We start from the raw sequence: 17,842 nt of genomic DNA, 5'->3' as shown, positions 1-17,842 counted from the left end.
TTACAGTGCATTCAGTGCCTTCAAAATTATGGAACAGGCTTTCCTGATTTCTTCTTCTGTAATAATCAATGGAGGAGCAACCCGTAAAGCCGTTTCACAATGCAAAAACCAGTCAATAATTAGCCCATCGGCAGCACAAAGCCTGCTGACCTTTTCTACCTGTTCAAAACTATCCAGCTGTATACTCATCATCAAACCTTTACCCCTGACTTCACGAATCAGTGGATGCACAAGCAAGCTTTTAAACAATTCGCCTTTTGCAGTTACTCCCTCTACCAGGTTTTCGTCCAGAATAACTTCTAAACTTGCCAGTCCGGCCACACTTGATACCGGATGACCACCAAACGTAGTAATATGGCCCAGGATAGGATTTTCCTTCAAAACGCCCATCACCTCTCTGTTTGCGATAAAAGCACCAATTGGCATCCCACCTCCCAAAGCTTTCGCCAGCAAAAGAATATCTGGTACAATACCATAATGTTCAAAAGCAAATAATTTACCGGTACGTCCAAATGCCGCCTGTATTTCATCCAGAATCAGTAGTGTTCCGGTAGCGGTACATCTTTCTCTTAGCTTCTGCATATAACTTTCAGAAGCTACTCTTATCCCCGCTTCTCCCTGAACAGTCTCCATAATAACACAAGCAACAGCTGTAGTAATCAGTTCCAGATCTTCTTCTTTACCAAAAGTTATAAAACGTACGTCTGGTAATAAAGGGCGGTATTTTTGTTTATAATATTCATTACCCATCACACTTAAAGCTCCATGTGTGCTTCCATGATAGGCATGATGACATGAAATAATACCGGATCTGCCGGTGAACCGTTTAGCCAGTTTAAGTGCTCCTTCTGTCGCTTCGGTTCCGGAATTCACAAAATAGACGTTATTAAGTTCTGAAGGTAATACGCTGATTAATTTCTCCGCAAATAATACCATCGGCGACTGTACAAACTCACCATAAACAGTAAGATGAAGATATTTATCGAGTTGTGCTCTGATCGCATCAAGAACCCTTGGATTCCGGTGCCCGATATTGCTGACAGCAAAACCAGAAACCAGATCCATATAACTTTTACCGTCTTTACCGTACAGATACATTCCTTCTGCATGATCTACTTCAAGCATATTAGGACTGGTAGATGTTTGTGCGTTATTACGTAAAAAAAGTTCTTTATGGCTGATCATCGGATTTCTTGAATTTGCCGTAAAACTATTTATAATTTAAGCAAAAAAAGATCTTCTTCGTGTCAAAATCACTAATTCTATTAGAATTTAATGCTAAATATATGTCTGCCTGCCCGGTAACTATAACTCAATTTATAGTGATATAAATTACAGATCTGGCTGGTAATGGCGAGTCCAAGCCCAGCCCCTTCTGATGCAGGGTCTTTATAGAAACGTTCAAATGGCCTGTTACCGTCCAGTGCCTTTCCTGCTCCGGTATTGGAGATGCTTAATACACCAGCACTTAGCTCCACCAGAATTTCACCATTTTGCACATTATGCCTTATTGCATTATTAATCAGGTTATTGAGCATAATATCAGCCAGATATTTACTCATGTACAGCTGCCGGGCTTCCAGTTTCTTTTCTACCTGAATCTCATTCGCAATAAACAACTCATTGAACTGTCTGAGTTTCTGTGCAACCAGAATATCCAGAGACACATCTTCTTCATCCTTAATCAGGTTATTTTCTATCTTAGCCAATAACAACAGGGATTGATTTAACCTGGATAATTTGTTTACAGCCAGATAAACGTCTTCTATTAACTCACCCTGCCTGTCTGATAAAGCTTCTGTCTGAATTAAAGTATCTAACTTGGAATTGATTACAGCCAGTGGTGTCATCATCTCATGAGAAGCATTATCCGTAAAACTTTTAAGCTCCTTATAGTCCTGTCTGACTCTTGCGGACATCGCAATCACAGACTGATTCAGTTCCTGAAATTCATCAATCTGAGTTTGCTGTACAGAAACTTCATTTTTATCGGCCAGATTAAAAGCTTTAAGTTGTTTAAGTATATCATAAAATGGCCTCCACAAACTACTTAAAATAAAACGATTAACTACAGTCAGACTAATCAGCAGCAAAATAATAACGCCAAGTGTAATCAGAAAAATAAGTCTGACCAGATCTTCAGCTTCCAGGCTTGATTTAGTAATGGTAACGGCATAGCTCCTGTCTCCGGCCTTAACTGTTGTGATCAGACTGCGTCCCGGCTCACTGTCCTTTTCGTCCTGATTATAATAGGAGGTATTAACGAAATATCTTTCAACCTCTTCTGTTGTACCCAGCTCCTTATAGGTAACTTTCTGATCTTTAAAATCACTTGGTAAAGGTAGCTTGTTATATTTCTGAACACTGGCAATGATCTCCTCTTCTTCAATCTTAAGATCATTGTCCAACTTACTGGTTAATATATAATGAATCGCAAAATAATAGATAGCCCCGCTCATGACCAATATGATCAGGGTAGTGAACAGGTTTACCCTATTATATTTTTGTGCTAATTTCATCAGCTGCTAAATTTGTATCCAACACCATACATTGATTTAATATAATCATTACAACCTGTCTCCACGAGTTTTTTTCTTAAATTCTTAATATGGGTATAGATAAAATCAAAGTGATCAGAAAGGTCAATTTCATCTCCCCACAAATGTTCTGCTAAGGCACTCTTAGTAATAACTTTATTCTGGTTGGCTATAAAATAAACCAGCAGGTCGTATTCTTTTTTGGTGAGATTGACAATGTTCTGACCTACCATGGTTTTCATTGCCAGCGTATCTATATTAATTTCATGGAAGACAATGAGGTTATTTCCGTCAAAACTCTTCCTTCTGACTATAGCTGAAACTCTTGCTTTTAACTCAGATAAATGGAAAGGCTTAACCAGATAATCATCTGCCCCGAGATTAAGTCCGGATAATTTATCATCGAGAGAATGTCTTGCTGAAATAATGAGTACACCGTCATTTTTATGCAGACTTTTTAACTTGCGTAATATTTCCATTCCATCACCATCTGGTAAAGTAAGATCCAGCACGATACAGTCATAGTTGTAAATATTGATTTTTGTCAATGCTGTTGCATAGTCATCTGCTGTTTCACAGAGGCTCCCTTCTTCTGTAAAATAAGTAATAATGTCCTCTCTTAAAGCTTCTTCATCTTCAATTAATAATATCTTCATGTGTATTAAATCTGTAATGGCTATGCGTCCTGGTGGATTACAAAGGTAATATTAGTGGTTTTAAATAAGTATAACCAAATGAATTGGCTTATCTCCTGAATATTCTGTAAACCACAATAAATTAACTTATAATTATTATAATTTTTTGTTAAAAAGAGTTAATCTATTTTGATAATAAAAAACATAATAAGAGATTTGGGCTGTTGACACATCGTTCTATTTATTAATTATTAAAATATGTTTATGAGATCCCGTTTTTTTTATTTTTTCGTCCCTGTCCTGTCCGTCTCAATTTTAATCTCCAGCTGCAAAAAAGACAAAGATCTTGATGATTCTGCTGTATACCTATGGAAACGTGAATTATTTAGTGCAGACATTGCCAATAGCAGCTCCTTTAGTATTAATCCTTTTAAAACTACTACTGATCCATTTAACTACACTAATACGGCCTACAGAACAGCGGCATTTGATTATAATCCTAAATTTCTGATCAAAACTGATTATGTCTCTTTAACCAATGCACAGGTAAAGATGGAATAGCATAAAAAAGAAGATGAAGTAACCGCATGTTTTACTACAGGTATACCAAAACAAACTAATCGCAGAATGACCAGGGCTTTGCCATAGATTTATGCATTTTTGGTTTCCACTTTTTCTGATTCAACTGCTGCTGATTTTTCGATTGCAGGCACCACGGGGTCTTCATGGGGATCCACTGGTCTTATAATCATTCTCAGAGATTGATCTTTTGAAAAATAAGCTACTGTCCAGTTATAGAAAGTTCTGAACCTGTTACGGTAAGTGATCAGTGACATCAGGTGAATAAACAACCAGGCTAACCAGGCCAGAAATCCATTCAAATGGATTTTTGGTTTGGGTAAATCTACAACTGCTTTGTTACTTCCAATAATTGCCATGCTTCCTCTGTCCTTATAAACAAAACTGCGGGGAACCCTGCGTTCAGCCATCCGGATAAAGTTAGCGGCAAGATTTCTGCCTTGCTGAATAGCCACCTGAGCCACCTGCGGATGACCTTCCGGATATCCGGGATCGGCAGATTGTATAGATGCATCACCAATAGCATAAATATCTTCAAAGCCGGCTAATTTATGAAGACCGTCTACTATCATCCTTTTTCCGCGGCCATAACTGGTAGCAGGAATACCATCAAAATTTATTGCACTTACACCTGCAGCCCAGATCAGATTTTTTGTTACAATCTCTGTCCCATCAGAAAGAATAACTTTATCATTCACAAAATCATTTACATGACTATTCAGTAAAATTTTAACCCCTAATTTGGTCAGAGACTCATAGGTATTCACCTGAGATTTTGTACTCATGGGTTTCAATAAGGCTGCTCCGCCATCAACAAGATAAATCTGGCCATCTGCATCTTTCAGCTCAGGGTAGTCCTTGCGCATAATGCTACGGCTCATTTCTGCAAACATCCCTGAAATCTCCACTCCTGTTGGCCCGCCGCCGGCAATGACTATGGTCAGACTTTTAGCTATTTCGGCCGGATCAGTAGCAAGTGTGGCTTCCTCAAAATGAGTAAGTAATCTGTTACGCATTTGTATTGCATCACTCAGCGTCTTCATCGGTATGGCATTTCTCTTCACATTCTCCATTCCGAAATAATTAGTCTCTGCACCGGTGGCAAAAACAAGCTCATCGTACTCAATAGTACCATTGCTTAATATAAGCTGATGAGATTCCGGAACTACCTTAAGCAGTTCTCCCAGTCTGAAATGCAGATTACTTTTATTTCTGAAAAGTTTACGTATCGGATAACTGATACTGGAAGGTTCCAGAAACGCTGTCGCCACCTGGTAAATCAGCGGTGGAAAGAAATTATAATTGTTTTTATCTACCAGAGTGACCTGATAATGTTTCTTTTTCCCAAGTTGAAGGGCCAGATTGATACCCGCAAAACCTCCGCCTATGATAACTATTCGTTTCTGCATAATTTATTATTTACCAGATTATACTGATCATTTGTCTTAATCCGGATAATGATTCCTGACTAATGACAGATAAAAGTAAATAATGTTTTAAAACCTGAATGTAAAAATTAATGATCAGGATCATTGTTTTTAAAAATTATGAATATATGATAATAATAACCCGGTTGATATATATTTCGCAGGTACCTGCAATGACTCACCAATCAACTGATTTTTATCGCTCGCACCATCAAAATTTACCTGCTGGCTGAAACTACCCGTTCTGCCATAGCTTAGCAATAAACCGGCCCGCAGATTAAATTTACGACGCTTAAAATTCCCCCCGATCTGTGCGTGGTAATTATCCCATAGAGAAATATGACCTTGTTCATCTGTCTTTTCATTCAGATAATTAAAGTCTGTGCGAAGAGAAGACATCAACGTAAAAACTTCATTTATTTCACGACTGTATCCTATGCCCACATTCAAAACCTTCTTCCTGCCATCAAGCATATTTAACGCTCCGTCTAAAGGTAATTTTGATCCGTTTCCGGTTCTGATAAATGAATCTTCTTCTGGTTTTAAAATAGTATATGAATTTACCGACCCAAAAAACTCTGCAGCCAGGTAAATCTGACCTCTGCCATAATCATAGGCATATCCTCCTGCCAGACTCAGCGGCATCTTCCATTTGGCTCTGAGATTAGTCTGCCTGGTACTGGCCAGTAAATTACTAACCACCCCTGTTTCCGGATCAGTCAGGTTAGTTGAATTAATATCCGCAATAAAAGTTGCACGGCTATATAATTTAGCCAGAGGACTACTTAACAACAAACCCCAATGATGATTTCCGGAATCATAGGCCAAACCAAACTTTAATCTGACCCCGGCATAAGTATAATCTGATGAAGTTATAATCTGGTTACTGGCAACCGGTGGAAATATAACATCCGGATCATTTGGCGTATTATACAATGCCCTTGAAGTGATATTCGAGTTATTACTTGCATTTCTTAAAGTTCCTTCAAGAGTCAGACCTGCAGCCAGTTTCTGGCTTATCCTTTTTCCTACACTAATTTGAGCATAGGTTTCGGTCACCTTAGAATCCGCGTCATATTGCCCTATATAAACCTCATCTCCGGGACTATAGCTATCATTCAGGACATTTGCCTTTTTATCTAATCTTTGAGAAGTATTAAAGTCCTGAAGTGGATTCTGAATTAAAGCAAATCCTATAGTAAGGGGATCTTGTTTGTTTAACTTAAAAGTTTTCGACACTAACTGCGGAACGATCCTGGTACTGTTTGCCACCAGATCTTTTCCCATCCCTACTCCGTTTTTTATTCTGAAATGATCATAACGATAGACGTTAGATGATATAGACGTTGCAGTTTTATCGGACCATGCCATAACTGCAGGATTAAGATATACTATCCCACTATCTCTTGTATTGGCAATGGCAGCACCGGGTGTTAAGAAACCTGCTGGTGAAAAATTGGAAGTCCAGTAATAGGAATCCTGTGCCTTTAGTAATACAGGAACAGAACTAAGCAAAAGACATAAAAAGAAAGCGTATATTTTTTTCATTATAATAGGGAATCCTTAAAGGATATGAAAATACAAATACTATCAATAATCCATATCTTTATTGTCAATTATATTAACAAAACACGTACAACAATTCAATGATACAAATTGCAGAACCAGTTTCCTCCTCTAAAATCTTCAAATCAGTAATCTGCTTTTCAATCTTAACTTTATTCTTCTGCCCTGATTTACTGCAGGCACAAACTGTAAAAAAAAATACATTAATGGGTTCAAATATCGATCTCTCTCACTGGATGGGCGATATATTTGATAGTTCAAAAGGACATTATACACTTAAAGACATTGTTATCCCTGGTTCTCATGATGCCGGAATGTCTGTATTAACAGCTACCGGAGGTAGCCAGAAAGGTACAATTAATGAATGTAATACGCTTACCCAATCTTTGAATATAGAGAAACAAATGATCTCTGGTATCAGAATGTTCGATCTGCGTGCCGGCATTTTAAAAGATACGCTATACCTGAAACATAGTTCTTCGGACTGTATGGATGATGCTATAGGTGGCGGATACGGAGAAGAACTGGAACCAGCTCTGCTTGCTTCAAAAAAGTTCCTCGAAAAGAACAGATCTGAGTTTCTGATTTTCACTTTCAGTCATTTTTGCCCCAAAGAAATTGCAATCCCGAAACTGGCAGAGAAAATTGTCAATATCATTGGAAAAGATCATGTATATATTGCAGGGAATAAAAAACTGGGAGATATTAAAATTGCTGATCTTAAGGGAAAAATTCTGCTTGCATTTGAAACGGCTAAATTTGACAATCCCGGAATTGTATTCAACAGCATGATTGGTGCATCAGATGAAATGCTCAATTTTCGAAGAGAATATGCAGCTACTAATAATCTAAAAAAGCTGATTCTGGCAGAATCTGTGTTCTTTAACACCTTAAAAACACAGGTCGCAGCTAACGATTTAATCCGTTTAGACTGGCAGCTCACCCAAAGTGCCAAAGAAGCCGCAATGGTATGTAATGCTTTTGAATCAGATCAGAACAGCCCCGTTTTTGATGGAGCTGTATTTTTAGCCAATGTATTATCCCGTCATAAAAGTATTATCACCCATGCCAGAAATGCAAATAAAGTGCTGAAAACGCAGATTAACAAATGGATTGATGATCAGACTATCACGCATCAGAATAAACCTAATATTTTATATGTGGATGATGCGGGAAGCTGGATTACTCAGTATTGTATAGAACTGAATCAATCGGCACTGTACAATAGTAAATAAATAGTTTAAGGCAGACTGATTTTTCCCATCGTCACATTGGGTATTCCCCGACGCTGGCCAAAGTCAGTTTGTCCACCTGCCACACATTCATTTGCCAGTAAAGCAAAAAGTACTGCTTCTTTCGCATCAGGATCAACACCCAGGTCCTGAGTGTTAAGTAATTCAGACCCCAGACCTTCACTAATTTTCTGTAAAAGCAGAGGATTATGCATTCCGCCACCACTGATATAAACCTGAAAAGATTGCTGATTAATTGCTAATTTAATTGCGTCAACAATGCAGGAAGCTGTGAATTCGCACAATGAAGCTAATACATCTTCAGGTGAAACGGATAGTTGTCCGGATATTTTTTGCGCTTCAAGCAGATAGGACAGGTTAAACAATTCCGGCCCTGTAGTTCTTGGAAATGGCTGTTTAAAAAAAGGATGATTCAGCAGTGCCTTTACCAGCTCCCGATTGGGCTTTCCTTGTTTTGCAAGCCCAGCATCTTTATCATAATACTTACCAGGGTAATTTAACTGAACATACTGATCCATCAATGTATTTCCCGGACCTATATCGGTAGAAAATACCTGATCCGGATTTCTTCCTGAAGGCAGGTATGTAAAATTTGATATTCCACCAATATTCAGCAGAATACGATTTTCTTCTGGACTTGAAAACAACAAATAGTCTCCATAAACAGCTAAAGGTGCACCTTCTCCTCCACCGGCAATATGTTTCTGTCTAAAATCACTGATGGTGATTACCCCGGTCTTTACAGCAATATGGTCTCCGTCACCAATCTGCAATGTCGCATTTGGGAAATCCTTATGTTGATGTAATGAGACAGGCGCATGATAAATAGTCTGTCCATGGCTTGCAATCAGATCGACTGATGCTAAGGGGTATCTCCATTGATCTAATGCCTGTAAGATCAGTTTTGCTGAATAAGTACCTATAACTGCATTTAACAGGGTAACTTTTTCCAGTTCAACCCGGGACTTGAAAGAGACAGATTTCAGTTCTTCTTTAAAGGACTCCGTATAGGCCATGGTGATAAAGTGCAGCACCTTAACCTGAGTATTCAGACCTGCCCCTGTAAATTCACAAAGGGCTATATCCAAACCATCCATTGATGTTCCGGACATCAGCCCGATAATAATTCTCGATGGTGCTGAAGCTATCCTGGCTAAATTTGAAATCTGTGCATTCATGGTATTAACTTATTGCGGGATACTTTTCAAAAGATCAAGGGATAATCCCTGAAAGTTATCTCCAAAATGATGGTCTCCGGGAATAATTTCTGTTTTCAAACCTGCTTTAATAAACCTTGCAGCTATATCACCTCCCTCCTGATTTCCGAAAAAACTGATTACTGGAATATTCTTTATTTTTTTCATCTCTGCCTGTACATTATATGTTTCTGTACTACTGCCCAGGCTGATCATATCCAGCACGTGAATTTCAAAATCAGCTGTGACATCGGGTGATAAGGAGAGTACGGCTGAAAGATGTGATTTCAGGACAGGCTCTAATCTGTCAGCTACAAAAGGAATAACTGAAGCACCGAAAGAATAACCAGCCAGTACAAATTTGTCTTTGTTGAACTGTTCTCTGTAATGCAAAATAGCCTTGCTCAGATCTGCCGTAGTTTTTTCTGGTGTTCTGGCATCCCAGAAATATTTCTGGGCATCCAGCCCTACTACCGATAATCCTCTTTCGGCAAGTGATTCCGCCAGAGACTGGTCAAAACTTGTCCATCCACCATCTCCTGAAATCATAAATATCAACGGCAGATTATTTTTTTTAGCAGCAGGAATAATAGTTAGTGGCAGGTCTTCTCCATAGAGCTTAATTGACTGTGTCCTGAGCTCTTTATTCTCCCCCTGCTTACGTTCTGCAAAAGAGGGGGTATTGATTATTTTTTGATAAGCCGCTGTAAATGCAGGCAACCAATCTGCTTCAACAGCAAAACCATGCCCAACTTTAGGTAATTCAATCAATTGTGCCATGGGCATATCCTTCAAATAAGAAGCTGTAGCTGCATAAGGACAGGCTTCATCCTTAAATCCATTTAATGCAATAAATGGTGCAGTAAGATGTTCGGTTCTTTCCAGCCAGAAAGAAACCCCAGGCTTGAGCACATGTTGAGTCAGTCCGCTTCCCTTACAAAAAGGTTTCTTCGACTCAATGTCAGGACAAAAGCCCAATGCCACAGCTCCTTTAAATGTATTGGCAGGTGCCTGAGCCAGAATTCCGTAAACCAGTGTTGCTCCATATGAATAACCTAAAAGAACCGGTTTGGTATAATTGCTGAATTTATATTTCTTCTGAATCATTAAACTCAGCTGCTCAAAATCTGCAGCCGGATAATAACAGTCAGTTTTTCTTTTAGCCAGTGCTTTCCTGTAATTCCGGGCATCTATCCCTAATACCAGAGCCCCCTGTTCAGTGAGCCGCTGCGCCATGTTAACTACTCCATCTTTCCAGCCCCCGTCACCTGAAACAAATAAAGCTACTGAAGTTGGTTTTTGAACAGGATGATAGATTACTATCTTACCAAACGGACCATAATGCAATGATTCTTCTTTATTTACCGCAAAAGATGCTTTGCCGGAACAAAATAATGCGATGACAAGAATCAGTCTTTTCATAGGTTTAATTAGGGTTTTATCACTTTTGCCAGCACTGCAGGAATCTGGATAAGATCATAGTCCTGGGCATAAACCAGATATTTATTATGCCATACAGGTGAAAACTTATCTTTTGCATCCCGCAATCCTTTGTAATGAGAGAAAGATTTAATTTTTTCGTACGCAAACTTCAGAGAGCGTTCCGGAAGATTTTTCGGATCCATCAGACCTGAAAGTGGTGCAAAACCAATATTTACAGAGGTATAGCCTTTCTCTTTTAAATATTTAAACAATTCTACAAGGATAAAGTCAATAACTCCATTTGGTGCATCACTGGTTTTTCTGATTAAATCATAAGTACCTTCACCTTTAGCATAATCTGGAATTACATTCAAAAAGGCCACAATTTTTTCTTCTGAATTTTCAACAGTGATAATGGTCTGATTTTTCAATTCCTCCCAGTTAAACATTCCCTGAGAAAAAACAATCTCTTCTCTTTCTGTTTCCTCGAGCCACTCATCAGATACAGATTTTATTTTCTGCAGTAAACCGTCTTTAACGGGAGCTTCATATATCTTACTATGGAATCCTTTTTCGCCCACTTTTTTCAGGGCATTACGGATTGATTTTCTATTTCCGCCATCGAGTGTGAAAGTCGTTAGATTAACTACCCCTTCCTGCCCCAGAAATAGTCTCTTCTTACCGCTTTTAATAAAAGGTTCAAGATGTTCTTCTGCTACACGGTAATAAAAGCTTTTCATACCACTTTCAAAGCAGTATTTATCAAATGATTTAATAAATGCCTTTAAATTTTCTGGAGCCGTAACCGGCGATTCCAGAACGACTGCAAAGTTTCCGGCAATACGGTAAGAAATAAAACCTTCCAGATCTGGAGATCGATAAATCAGTTTATCCTGGTAAGTTTTAAAATAATCCATTGCAGAATTCCCATACTTATCCAATTGCGTTCTGGCCCATTCAAACTCTTCTTCATCTGTAGTATCTTTAATAATATATGGGCGGATCAGGGTATAAACAAGAAAAGCAACGGAAAGGAATCCACTTATATTTATAGAATAAAGAAATCCTCTGGCAAAAGCATCCTGAGGAACCAGATCTGTACTATCGATCAGAACAAAATTCTCTAAGGTATATTTAACGGACTGAAGAATACCGAAATCTACATTGAAGTGTTTGGCATCCAGAAAATAAAATCCAACAGTTCCATATAAAACTACTGCCGCCACACTGAGTAAAGTAGTCTGAATACCTATAAAACGCAATCTTGAATTATGTTTTACATAATATTCTTTTCTTGAGGCAACTAATCCGATAATTACGATGACTGAATATAGTGCTTCTTCATAATCAATTGCCTTGGTCAGGTTTCCAAACAGAGAAAACACACAAAGTCCTAATGCAAAATACCAGGCCATTTTTAGTCCTCTGAGCATAAATGCTGCTGTAACCAGCAGGAATAAACCTGCAACAAGTACAAAGTAGTTGGATGCTGCGATAGCTGAAATAGGCAGGAAATTTTTCAGGAAGACCAATCTCTCATGAATAGCAGGTGTCAGTACAGAAACTATATTCACTATGCCCAATGCCAAAATCATCAGTGCAGGTACTATCCGCATCAGTAATTTATTGATTTTGACCAGAAAACTTAATGCCCCCAGTAACATAGGAATCCAGAACTCCATGAAACGATAAAGAAAAGTAACGGAAACAGCTGCTGCTTCTGAGTAACCCAGACGAATCAGCATAAAAGTCATAGATGCTTCTACGGCCCCCAAACCTCTCAGAAATGGAGAAATAATCAGGAATACTACGCCAACCACATAACTAATCGTAGCAATAATCAATGATGGTTCTATATTCAGTGCTACCATAGCAATATAGATGTGGACCACACCGATTACTTCGATCAGCATACTGTAAACAAAGGTCCAGATAAAACTTCGTGGTTCAATCTGATTGTTTCTGAATTCAGACAGAAAGACTTCTACTGCGGGTATATATTTAATCAATAGCTGATAGAACTTTCCATTGGTAGCAATAGACCTGTACATGAGATAAATCCCTCCTATCAGTGCAAAAATAGCAATCAACCCGATCCATTCACCAGCGCCTATACTTCCTTTAAAAATAGCATAAATAAATACCGGAATAGCCATAACCACAACAGAAAGGATACCCACAAAGCCATAAATAGAGGAGGCAAAATTGATCTGGGATTTAGCTACTCCTTTTTGTTCAATTTCTCCGCTAAAAAAAGCAAGAGAGGAAACCCCGCCGGCTGGTAAAAACACGCTGATAAAATTTCTTTTCAGATACAGCATTGTCGAATCCATGAGGCTAACCTTACTGCCTACTGCACTAAACGAGTATTTATACATCAGTCCGTGCATAAAAATATAGACTACACTGAGTGCAATTCCGAATGTTATCCAATCCCACTTAGAAGTTAAAACCAGATATTTTACCTGCTGAAGTTCTGCTTTTTCATGTTGAATAAACCAGATCCCCAAACCAATAAAAAATAGTGTAAAAATATAACTCGCAATGATTTTATAATTATCCTTTATAAAAGGAACCGGGTTATATTGAGCAGGTAATTTCATGTATCAGTGACGCTTTTTCAATTTCTAGGAACGTAGCAAAAGTATGACATTTATACTGATTAAAGAATCATACAAGCCGAATTAGCTTAAACTAATTCTATAAAACTATTCCACATAGAGTTTACATTTTCTTTGTCCCTGATTTTGAAATGATAATAAATCACCACTACACGTATTTCATCTCATTTTAAGCATTCATCAGGTGAAAAAATGCATTAGTAGTATGAAGAATTAAGATTAGTATTAGCTTTTTCAGCGATTTCGATCAGCGTATAGTTAGATAAAATCAACGCATGTTCTGGTTTGGTACAAACATCATGTTCAAAATGCACCGATGGTTTCCCATCTGCTGTCTTGACTGTCCAGCCATCTTTAGATACTTTTATATCCTTAGTACCCAGATTGATCATCGGTTCAATAGCAAGAACAAGATTTTCTTTCATCAATATTCCTTCATTTCTCCTTCCAAAATTTGGCACCTGCGGATGTTCATGCATAGAACGGCCAAGACCATGCCCTACATATTCTCTTACCACACCATAACCATTGCTTTCTGCATGTCTTTGTATCGCACTTGAAATATTAGTTAAATAACTGTCTGCCACAGCATGATTAATCCCTTCATAAAGACACTCTTTAGTTACTCTTACCAGATCGATTACTTCCTGTTCTGCATCGCCCAGAATAAAAGTATAGGCATGATCTCCATGAAACTCATTTTTAATAACGCCTATATCCACAGAAATCACATCTCCATCACGTAAAGGTATGTGATCCGGCATACCATGAACTACCACATCATTGACAGAAGTACAGATATGATGCGGATAACCCTCATAATTAAGAAATGAAGGTACAGCTCCATGATCCTGAATATATTCAGCAGCTATTTTATCCAGATCTAGGGTGGTCATACCGGGTTTGAGCACTTTAGCAATTTCAGCCAGGGCCGAACTAATTAATGTAGCGCTAATCCTGATCAACTCTACCTCCTCTTCTGTTTTAATTATAATCATCTGTTTAAACGTTAATTTTCCTGTTCAATTTTTAATGCACAGTCTGCAAAACCTACCGTTTCCTGCAAATGGTGACTGACTATAATAGTTGTAGTATTAAACTCTTTTAAAATAACTTTCAATTCAATAATTAAGGCTTCACGCAAATCGTCATCCAATGCTGAAAAGGCTTCATCCAGCAGTAATAATTCTGGCTTTAATGCAAGTGCACGCAGAATTGCAAGTCTTTGCTGCTGCCCGCCTGACAGCTGTTGTGGCTTATGCTGTTTAAATGATTCCATCCTGCCTATCTGCAATAATCTTTCTATCAGCGGCCGGTCTGCAGTACCATACCGGAGATGTTCGAGCACAGTCATATTGGGAAATAAGGCATAATCCTGAAATACAAATCCAACGCGACGTTGTTGCGGCTTCCAGTTGATTTTTTTTGCGGTATCAAGCCAGCAATTTTCTTTTACAAAAATCTCTCCTTTTTCAGGCGTGATTAGCCCGGCAAGAATTTTCAGAAATGTTGTTTTTCCTGAACCGGAAGATCCATATACCCTGGTTATTGATTGCAAAGGAAAAGTTGCCTGTACAATAAGCTGGCTATTTCCTCTGTAGGTTTTAATCTTTTTATGTATTGTTGCTTTAATCATTCCAGCGGCCCCCTTACAGAATTTCTATTTAGAACAAAAACCAGAATTACAATTATAAAAGTAATTGCAAATAAAACCATAGAATATTGGTTGGCCTCTTTATACTGATTATTATCAACAGCATCATAAACAGCAATAGATGCTACTTTAGTAACTCCTTCCAATTTCCCCCCTATCATTAAAACAACACCAAATTCTCCTAATGTATGTGCAAAAGTCAATACAGTCGCTGTCCATAAAGATGCTTTAATACTTGGAAGCTGTATGCGGTAAAATGTCTCCAGTCTGGACTTCCCCATCGTATAGGATGCTTCTGCCAGAGAGGCCGGCAAATGGACAAGCGCTGATTTAACAGGACTTACCATGAAAGGAAGACTATAAATTACTGAAGCAACTACCAGTCCCTCAAAAGAGAAAACCAGGCTTATATTAAAATAGGTATGCAACCAGTTTCCTAATACGCTGTTTGGACTGAAGGTAAGTAAAAGATAGAATCCCAGAACTGATGGTGGCAAAACCAATGGCATAGTTAACACGGCTTCAATCACTACTTTGACCATTGAACTACGTCTTGAAAGCCAATAAGCCAATGGAATACCAATTACGAAAAGTATAATTGTAGTACAGGCAGCAAGTTTAAGGCTGAGCCATATAGGAGTCCATTCCATTAATTTTTTTAAGTTTTATTGGGTTCTGTAACCAAACCGGCCAAAAATAGCTTTCGCACCAGCAGAGAAAAGATAATCATAAAATCTCTTGTTTCTAGTAAAATTCTTATTATTTGAATACTTTAATAACACCGCACCCTGCTGAATTGGCGAATATGCTCTGGTATCTATTTTTAACCATTTAAAGTGATTTGCAGCAGAAAGTTCATAAACCAGTGATTCTGTAGTAAAGCCTATATTGACTACCTCTTTCAGCACATAAGTATTTACCTGGCTGATGCTTTCTCCAAATACAAGACGTGGGGATACGTCCTGGTAGATTTTGTAATAATTCAAAGCCTGTTGCGCAGCTTTACCATAGGGAGCCAGAACAGGGTTTGCAATAGCTATTTTACCGGTTTTCTGATCACGAATTAAAGTTTTCCAGTTCCCGATATCAGCTCCGGTGGCGGAACAGATTATCAGGCTGCCTAAAGCATAGACTCTGGGTTTCGACAACGCAAAACCATCTGCATAAATACTTTGTGCAAAATCCATATCAGCTGATAAAAATATATCATATGGAGCTCCATTCTTTATCTGGGCACTCAATTTTCCTGATGATCCGCTGATAACCTCTACTTCTATTCCCGTTTTCTGCTTAAAATCATCCGCCAGTTTTCGCAAAACAAACTGAGCATTTGCTGCCACAGCAACCCTCACCGGTTGAGCTCCGGCCTGATGAATAGTCAGAGCAATAAAAAGTAATAAAACGATTTTTTTTAAGTGATAACCCAATTTGAAATATACTGATTTTGGATTCTGGCTGGCTAACGGCTTATAATTCAAGTTCTTTTTATCTGTAATACTTTAAACATTTATCAGCTAAAGCGGATATTCAAAATTAGTATGTTTAAATCAGTTATCAAACAGAAATAAAAACCGTTATTTGAAAACACATTTAAATTTTAAAATACGACATGGAATATACCGAAATATGTAAACCTTTTGATTCTCTTACGGTAAAAGAACTTTATGCAATACTAAGACTGAGAAGTGAAATATTTGTGGTAGAACAACAATGTGTCTTTCTGGATGCAGATAATAAAGATATGTCATGCCAGCATCTGATGCTTTATCAAAATAAAGAACTAATGGCTTATGCAAGAATAGTACCTGCGGGATTATCATTTACGGAACCTTCAATTGGAAGAATAGTAAGCAGTCCCGCTGCCAGAGGAAAAGGTTTTGGCAAACAACTGGTTTTTCTGGCTATTTCAAACTGTCTTCGCCTGTATGGAAATAAGCCAATTAAAATCGGTGCGCAGTTATACCTGAAATCATTTTACGAGTCGTTTGGTTTTATAGTAACCGGTGAAGAATACTTAGAAGATGATATCATTCATATTGATATGATAAGGCCTATAAGTAAGCTTTAATTAAGATAAAATTAATTTGTTATTTGACAGAATTAAATTGTCATTTATTTGTCTAGTATTAAAAAAATATACTTAATATTACTAGAGGTATGTTTTTTTAATACCTAAAAATCATTTATCTATTTATATTAATTTAATTAAATCTCACATGGAAACAACTACTTTTTCAAAATTCTCAGCCGAGTTTTTTGGTACTCTTGTACTGGTTTTAATGGGCTGTGGCAGCGCTGTAATTGCAGGTGCTGATGGCACTAGTGGTGTTGGTCTGTTAGGCATATCTTTTGCCTTTGGTTTATCAGTGGTAGCTATGGCTTATGCCATTGGTCATATCTCTGGTTGCCATATTAATCCGGCGATCTCAATTGGTATGGTTGTGGCCGGCCGTATGAAAGCTGGCGAGGCAGTTATTTACATTATTGCTCAGGTATTGGGTGCTATTGCCGGTGCCGGAATTTTATATCTTATTGCATCTGGCAAAGATGGCTACTCACTTGCCGGCGGATTAGGGCAAAATGGTTATGAAGCCGGTTCTCCCGGTCATTACAGTCTGGTTGCAGGTTTCGTTGCAGAGACCGTATTTACATTTATATTCCTGATGGTTATTTTCGGATCCACCTCTACAAAAAACATCAACGGTGGTTTTGCGGGCTTAGCAATTGGTTTAAGTCTTGTGTTAATCCATATTGTTGGGATCAAGGTAACCGGAGTATCTGTAAATCCTGCCAGAAGTATTGGTCCTGCATTATTAGTTGGTGGCACAGCAATCAGTCAATTATGGTTATTCATTGCCGCCCCTATCCTGGGCAGTATTCTGAGTGCTATAGTATGGCGTGTTATGCTGGAGAAAAACTAATCAGATATATCCCCAACAAAAAGCCCCTGCC

General features: G+C 38.2%; 16 protein-coding genes. 4 read left to right on the top strand and 12 right to left on the bottom strand.

The features are described from left to right. From PL_RS01645 to PL_RS01635, 3 genes are all read right to left on the bottom strand, one after another. Complete coding sequence (locus PL_RS01645; RefSeq protein ID WP_041885440.1) at nt 1-1,185, bottom strand: aspartate aminotransferase family protein; 1,185 nt, start codon at nt 1,183-1,185, stop codon at nt 1-3. Nucleotides 1,186-1,265: 80 nt separating this feature from the next. After that, a complete protein-coding gene (locus PL_RS01640; RefSeq protein ID WP_041885438.1) occupies nt 1,266-2,519 on the bottom strand; it encodes a sensor histidine kinase in 1,254 nt (417 codons plus the stop codon). Then, nucleotides 2,519-3,193 carry a response regulator transcription factor gene (locus PL_RS01635; protein ID WP_041885434.1) on the bottom strand — a complete coding sequence of 225 codons (675 nt, stop codon included), beginning with the start codon at nt 3,191-3,193 and terminating at the stop codon, nt 2,519-2,521. Before PL_RS01635 ends, PL_RS01640 begins: the two co-directional genes overlap by 1 nt. A gap of 243 nt (nt 3,194-3,436) precedes the next feature. Here PL_RS01635 and PL_RS01630 point away from each other — a divergent pair, with 243 nt between their 5' ends. Next, on the top strand, nt 3,437-3,733 hold the full coding sequence (locus PL_RS01630; RefSeq protein WP_041885431.1) for a hypothetical protein: 297 nt from the start codon (nt 3,437-3,439) through the stop codon (nt 3,731-3,733). 89 nt (nt 3,734-3,822) lie between these two features. Here the strand turns inward: PL_RS01630 and PL_RS01625 are convergent, their stop codons facing one another. Both PL_RS01625 and PL_RS01620 read right to left on the bottom strand, forming a co-directional pair. Continuing rightward, nucleotides 3,823-5,160, bottom strand: coding sequence for an NAD(P)/FAD-dependent oxidoreductase (locus PL_RS01625; protein ID WP_052496523.1), 1,338 nt, complete (start codon nt 5,158-5,160; stop codon nt 3,823-3,825). A 129-nt stretch (nt 5,161-5,289) separates the two neighbouring features. Then, the gene (locus PL_RS01620; RefSeq protein WP_041885428.1) at nt 5,290-6,726 is read right to left on the bottom strand and encodes a hypothetical protein; all 1,437 of its coding nucleotides are present in this window, start codon (nt 6,724-6,726) and stop codon (nt 5,290-5,292) included. 224 nt (nt 6,727-6,950) lie between these two features. Here PL_RS01620 and PL_RS01615 point away from each other — a divergent pair, with 224 nt between their 5' ends. Further along, complete coding sequence (locus PL_RS01615) at nt 6,951-7,979, top strand: hypothetical protein (protein WP_152620374.1); 1,029 nt, start codon at nt 6,951-6,953, stop codon at nt 7,977-7,979. 5 nt (nt 7,980-7,984) lie between these two features. On the opposite strand, the gene PL_RS01610 is transcribed toward PL_RS01615, so the two are convergent. From PL_RS01610 to modA, 7 genes are all read right to left on the bottom strand, one after another. Then, the gene (locus PL_RS01610) at nt 7,985-9,175 is read right to left on the bottom strand and encodes an anhydro-N-acetylmuramic acid kinase (protein ID WP_041885426.1); all 1,191 of its coding nucleotides are present in this window, start codon (nt 9,173-9,175) and stop codon (nt 7,985-7,987) included. Nucleotides 9,176-9,184: 9 nt separating this feature from the next. Beyond that, the gene (locus tag PL_RS01605; RefSeq protein ID WP_041885425.1) at nt 9,185-10,615 is read right to left on the bottom strand and encodes an AcvB/VirJ family lysyl-phosphatidylglycerol hydrolase; all 1,431 of its coding nucleotides are present in this window, start codon (nt 10,613-10,615) and stop codon (nt 9,185-9,187) included. 8 nt (nt 10,616-10,623) lie between these two features. Next, the gene (locus PL_RS01600) at nt 10,624-13,218 is read right to left on the bottom strand and encodes a phosphatidylglycerol lysyltransferase domain-containing protein (protein WP_041885423.1); all 2,595 of its coding nucleotides are present in this window, start codon (nt 13,216-13,218) and stop codon (nt 10,624-10,626) included. Between the two features lie 215 nt (nt 13,219-13,433). Continuing rightward, nucleotides 13,434-14,234, bottom strand: a complete 801-nt coding sequence (map, locus tag PL_RS01595; protein ID WP_041885483.1) for a type I methionyl aminopeptidase — start codon at nt 14,232-14,234, stop codon at nt 13,434-13,436. An 11-nt stretch (nt 14,235-14,245) separates the two neighbouring features. After that, nucleotides 14,246-14,872 (bottom strand): ATP-binding cassette domain-containing protein, encoded by a 627-nt coding sequence (locus tag PL_RS01590; RefSeq protein WP_052496522.1) that lies wholly within the window; start codon nt 14,870-14,872, stop codon nt 14,246-14,248. Beyond that, nucleotides 14,869-15,540: a molybdate ABC transporter permease subunit gene (gene modB, locus PL_RS01585; protein WP_041885421.1), complete on the bottom strand. Its 672-nt coding sequence runs from the start codon at nt 15,538-15,540 to the stop codon at nt 14,869-14,871. Before modB ends, PL_RS01590 begins: the two co-directional genes overlap by 4 nt. Before the next feature lie 15 nt (nt 15,541-15,555). Then, complete coding sequence (gene modA, locus PL_RS01580) at nt 15,556-16,368, bottom strand: molybdate ABC transporter substrate-binding protein (RefSeq protein WP_348620845.1); 813 nt, start codon at nt 16,366-16,368, stop codon at nt 15,556-15,558. Between the two features lie 131 nt (nt 16,369-16,499). Between modA and PL_RS01575 the strand changes: the two genes are divergently transcribed. After that, complete coding sequence (locus PL_RS01575) at nt 16,500-16,958, top strand: GNAT family N-acetyltransferase (protein ID WP_041885415.1); 459 nt, start codon at nt 16,500-16,502, stop codon at nt 16,956-16,958. A 148-nt stretch (nt 16,959-17,106) separates the two neighbouring features. Then, nucleotides 17,107-17,811: an aquaporin Z gene (aqpZ, locus tag PL_RS01570; protein ID WP_041885412.1), complete on the top strand. Its 705-nt coding sequence runs from the start codon at nt 17,107-17,109 to the stop codon at nt 17,809-17,811. Nucleotides 17,812-17,842: the final 31 nt, after the last annotated feature.

Source organism: Pedobacter lusitanus, from assembly GCF_040026395.1.
Lineage (GTDB): Bacteria > Bacteroidota > Bacteroidia > Sphingobacteriales > Sphingobacteriaceae > Pedobacter > Pedobacter lusitanus.
The sequence above is the reverse complement of the archived record's forward strand: the minus strand, read 5'-3'. Positions and strand labels throughout refer to the sequence as shown.

Excerpts from the sequence above, each read along its gene's own strand:
- PL_RS01645 (WP_041885440.1), bottom strand. The coding sequence starts at position 1,185 with ATGATCAGCCATAAAGAACTTTTTTTACGTAATAACGCACAAACATCT.
- PL_RS01640 (WP_041885438.1), bottom strand. The coding sequence starts at position 2,519 with ATGAAATTAGCACAAAAATATAATAGGGTAAACCTGTTCACTACCCTG.
- PL_RS01635 (WP_041885434.1), bottom strand. The coding sequence starts at position 3,193 with ATGAAGATATTATTAATTGAAGATGAAGAAGCTTTAAGAGAGGACATT.
- PL_RS01630 (WP_041885431.1), top strand. The coding sequence starts at position 3,437 with ATGAGATCCCGTTTTTTTTATTTTTTCGTCCCTGTCCTGTCCGTCTCA.
- PL_RS01625 (WP_052496523.1), bottom strand. The coding sequence starts at position 5,160 with ATGCAGAAACGAATAGTTATCATAGGCGGAGGTTTTGCGGGTATCAAT.
- PL_RS01620 (WP_041885428.1), bottom strand. The coding sequence starts at position 6,726 with ATGAAAAAAATATACGCTTTCTTTTTATGTCTTTTGCTTAGTTCTGTT.
- PL_RS01615 (WP_152620374.1), top strand. The coding sequence starts at position 6,951 with ATGGGTTCAAATATCGATCTCTCTCACTGGATGGGCGATATATTTGAT.
- PL_RS01610 (WP_041885426.1), bottom strand. The coding sequence starts at position 9,175 with ATGAATGCACAGATTTCAAATTTAGCCAGGATAGCTTCAGCACCATCG.
- PL_RS01605 (WP_041885425.1), bottom strand. The coding sequence starts at position 10,615 with ATGAAAAGACTGATTCTTGTCATCGCATTATTTTGTTCCGGCAAAGCA.
- PL_RS01600 (WP_041885423.1), bottom strand. The coding sequence starts at position 13,218 with ATGAAATTACCTGCTCAATATAACCCGGTTCCTTTTATAAAGGATAAT.
- map (WP_041885483.1), bottom strand. The coding sequence starts at position 14,234 with ATGATTATAATTAAAACAGAAGAGGAGGTAGAGTTGATCAGGATTAGC.
- PL_RS01590 (WP_052496522.1), bottom strand. The coding sequence starts at position 14,872 with ATGATTAAAGCAACAATACATAAAAAGATTAAAACCTACAGAGGAAAT.
- modB (WP_041885421.1), bottom strand. The coding sequence starts at position 15,540 with ATGGAATGGACTCCTATATGGCTCAGCCTTAAACTTGCTGCCTGTACT.
- PL_RS01575 (WP_041885415.1), top strand. The coding sequence starts at position 16,500 with ATGGAATATACCGAAATATGTAAACCTTTTGATTCTCTTACGGTAAAA.
- aqpZ (WP_041885412.1), top strand. The coding sequence starts at position 17,107 with ATGGAAACAACTACTTTTTCAAAATTCTCAGCCGAGTTTTTTGGTACT.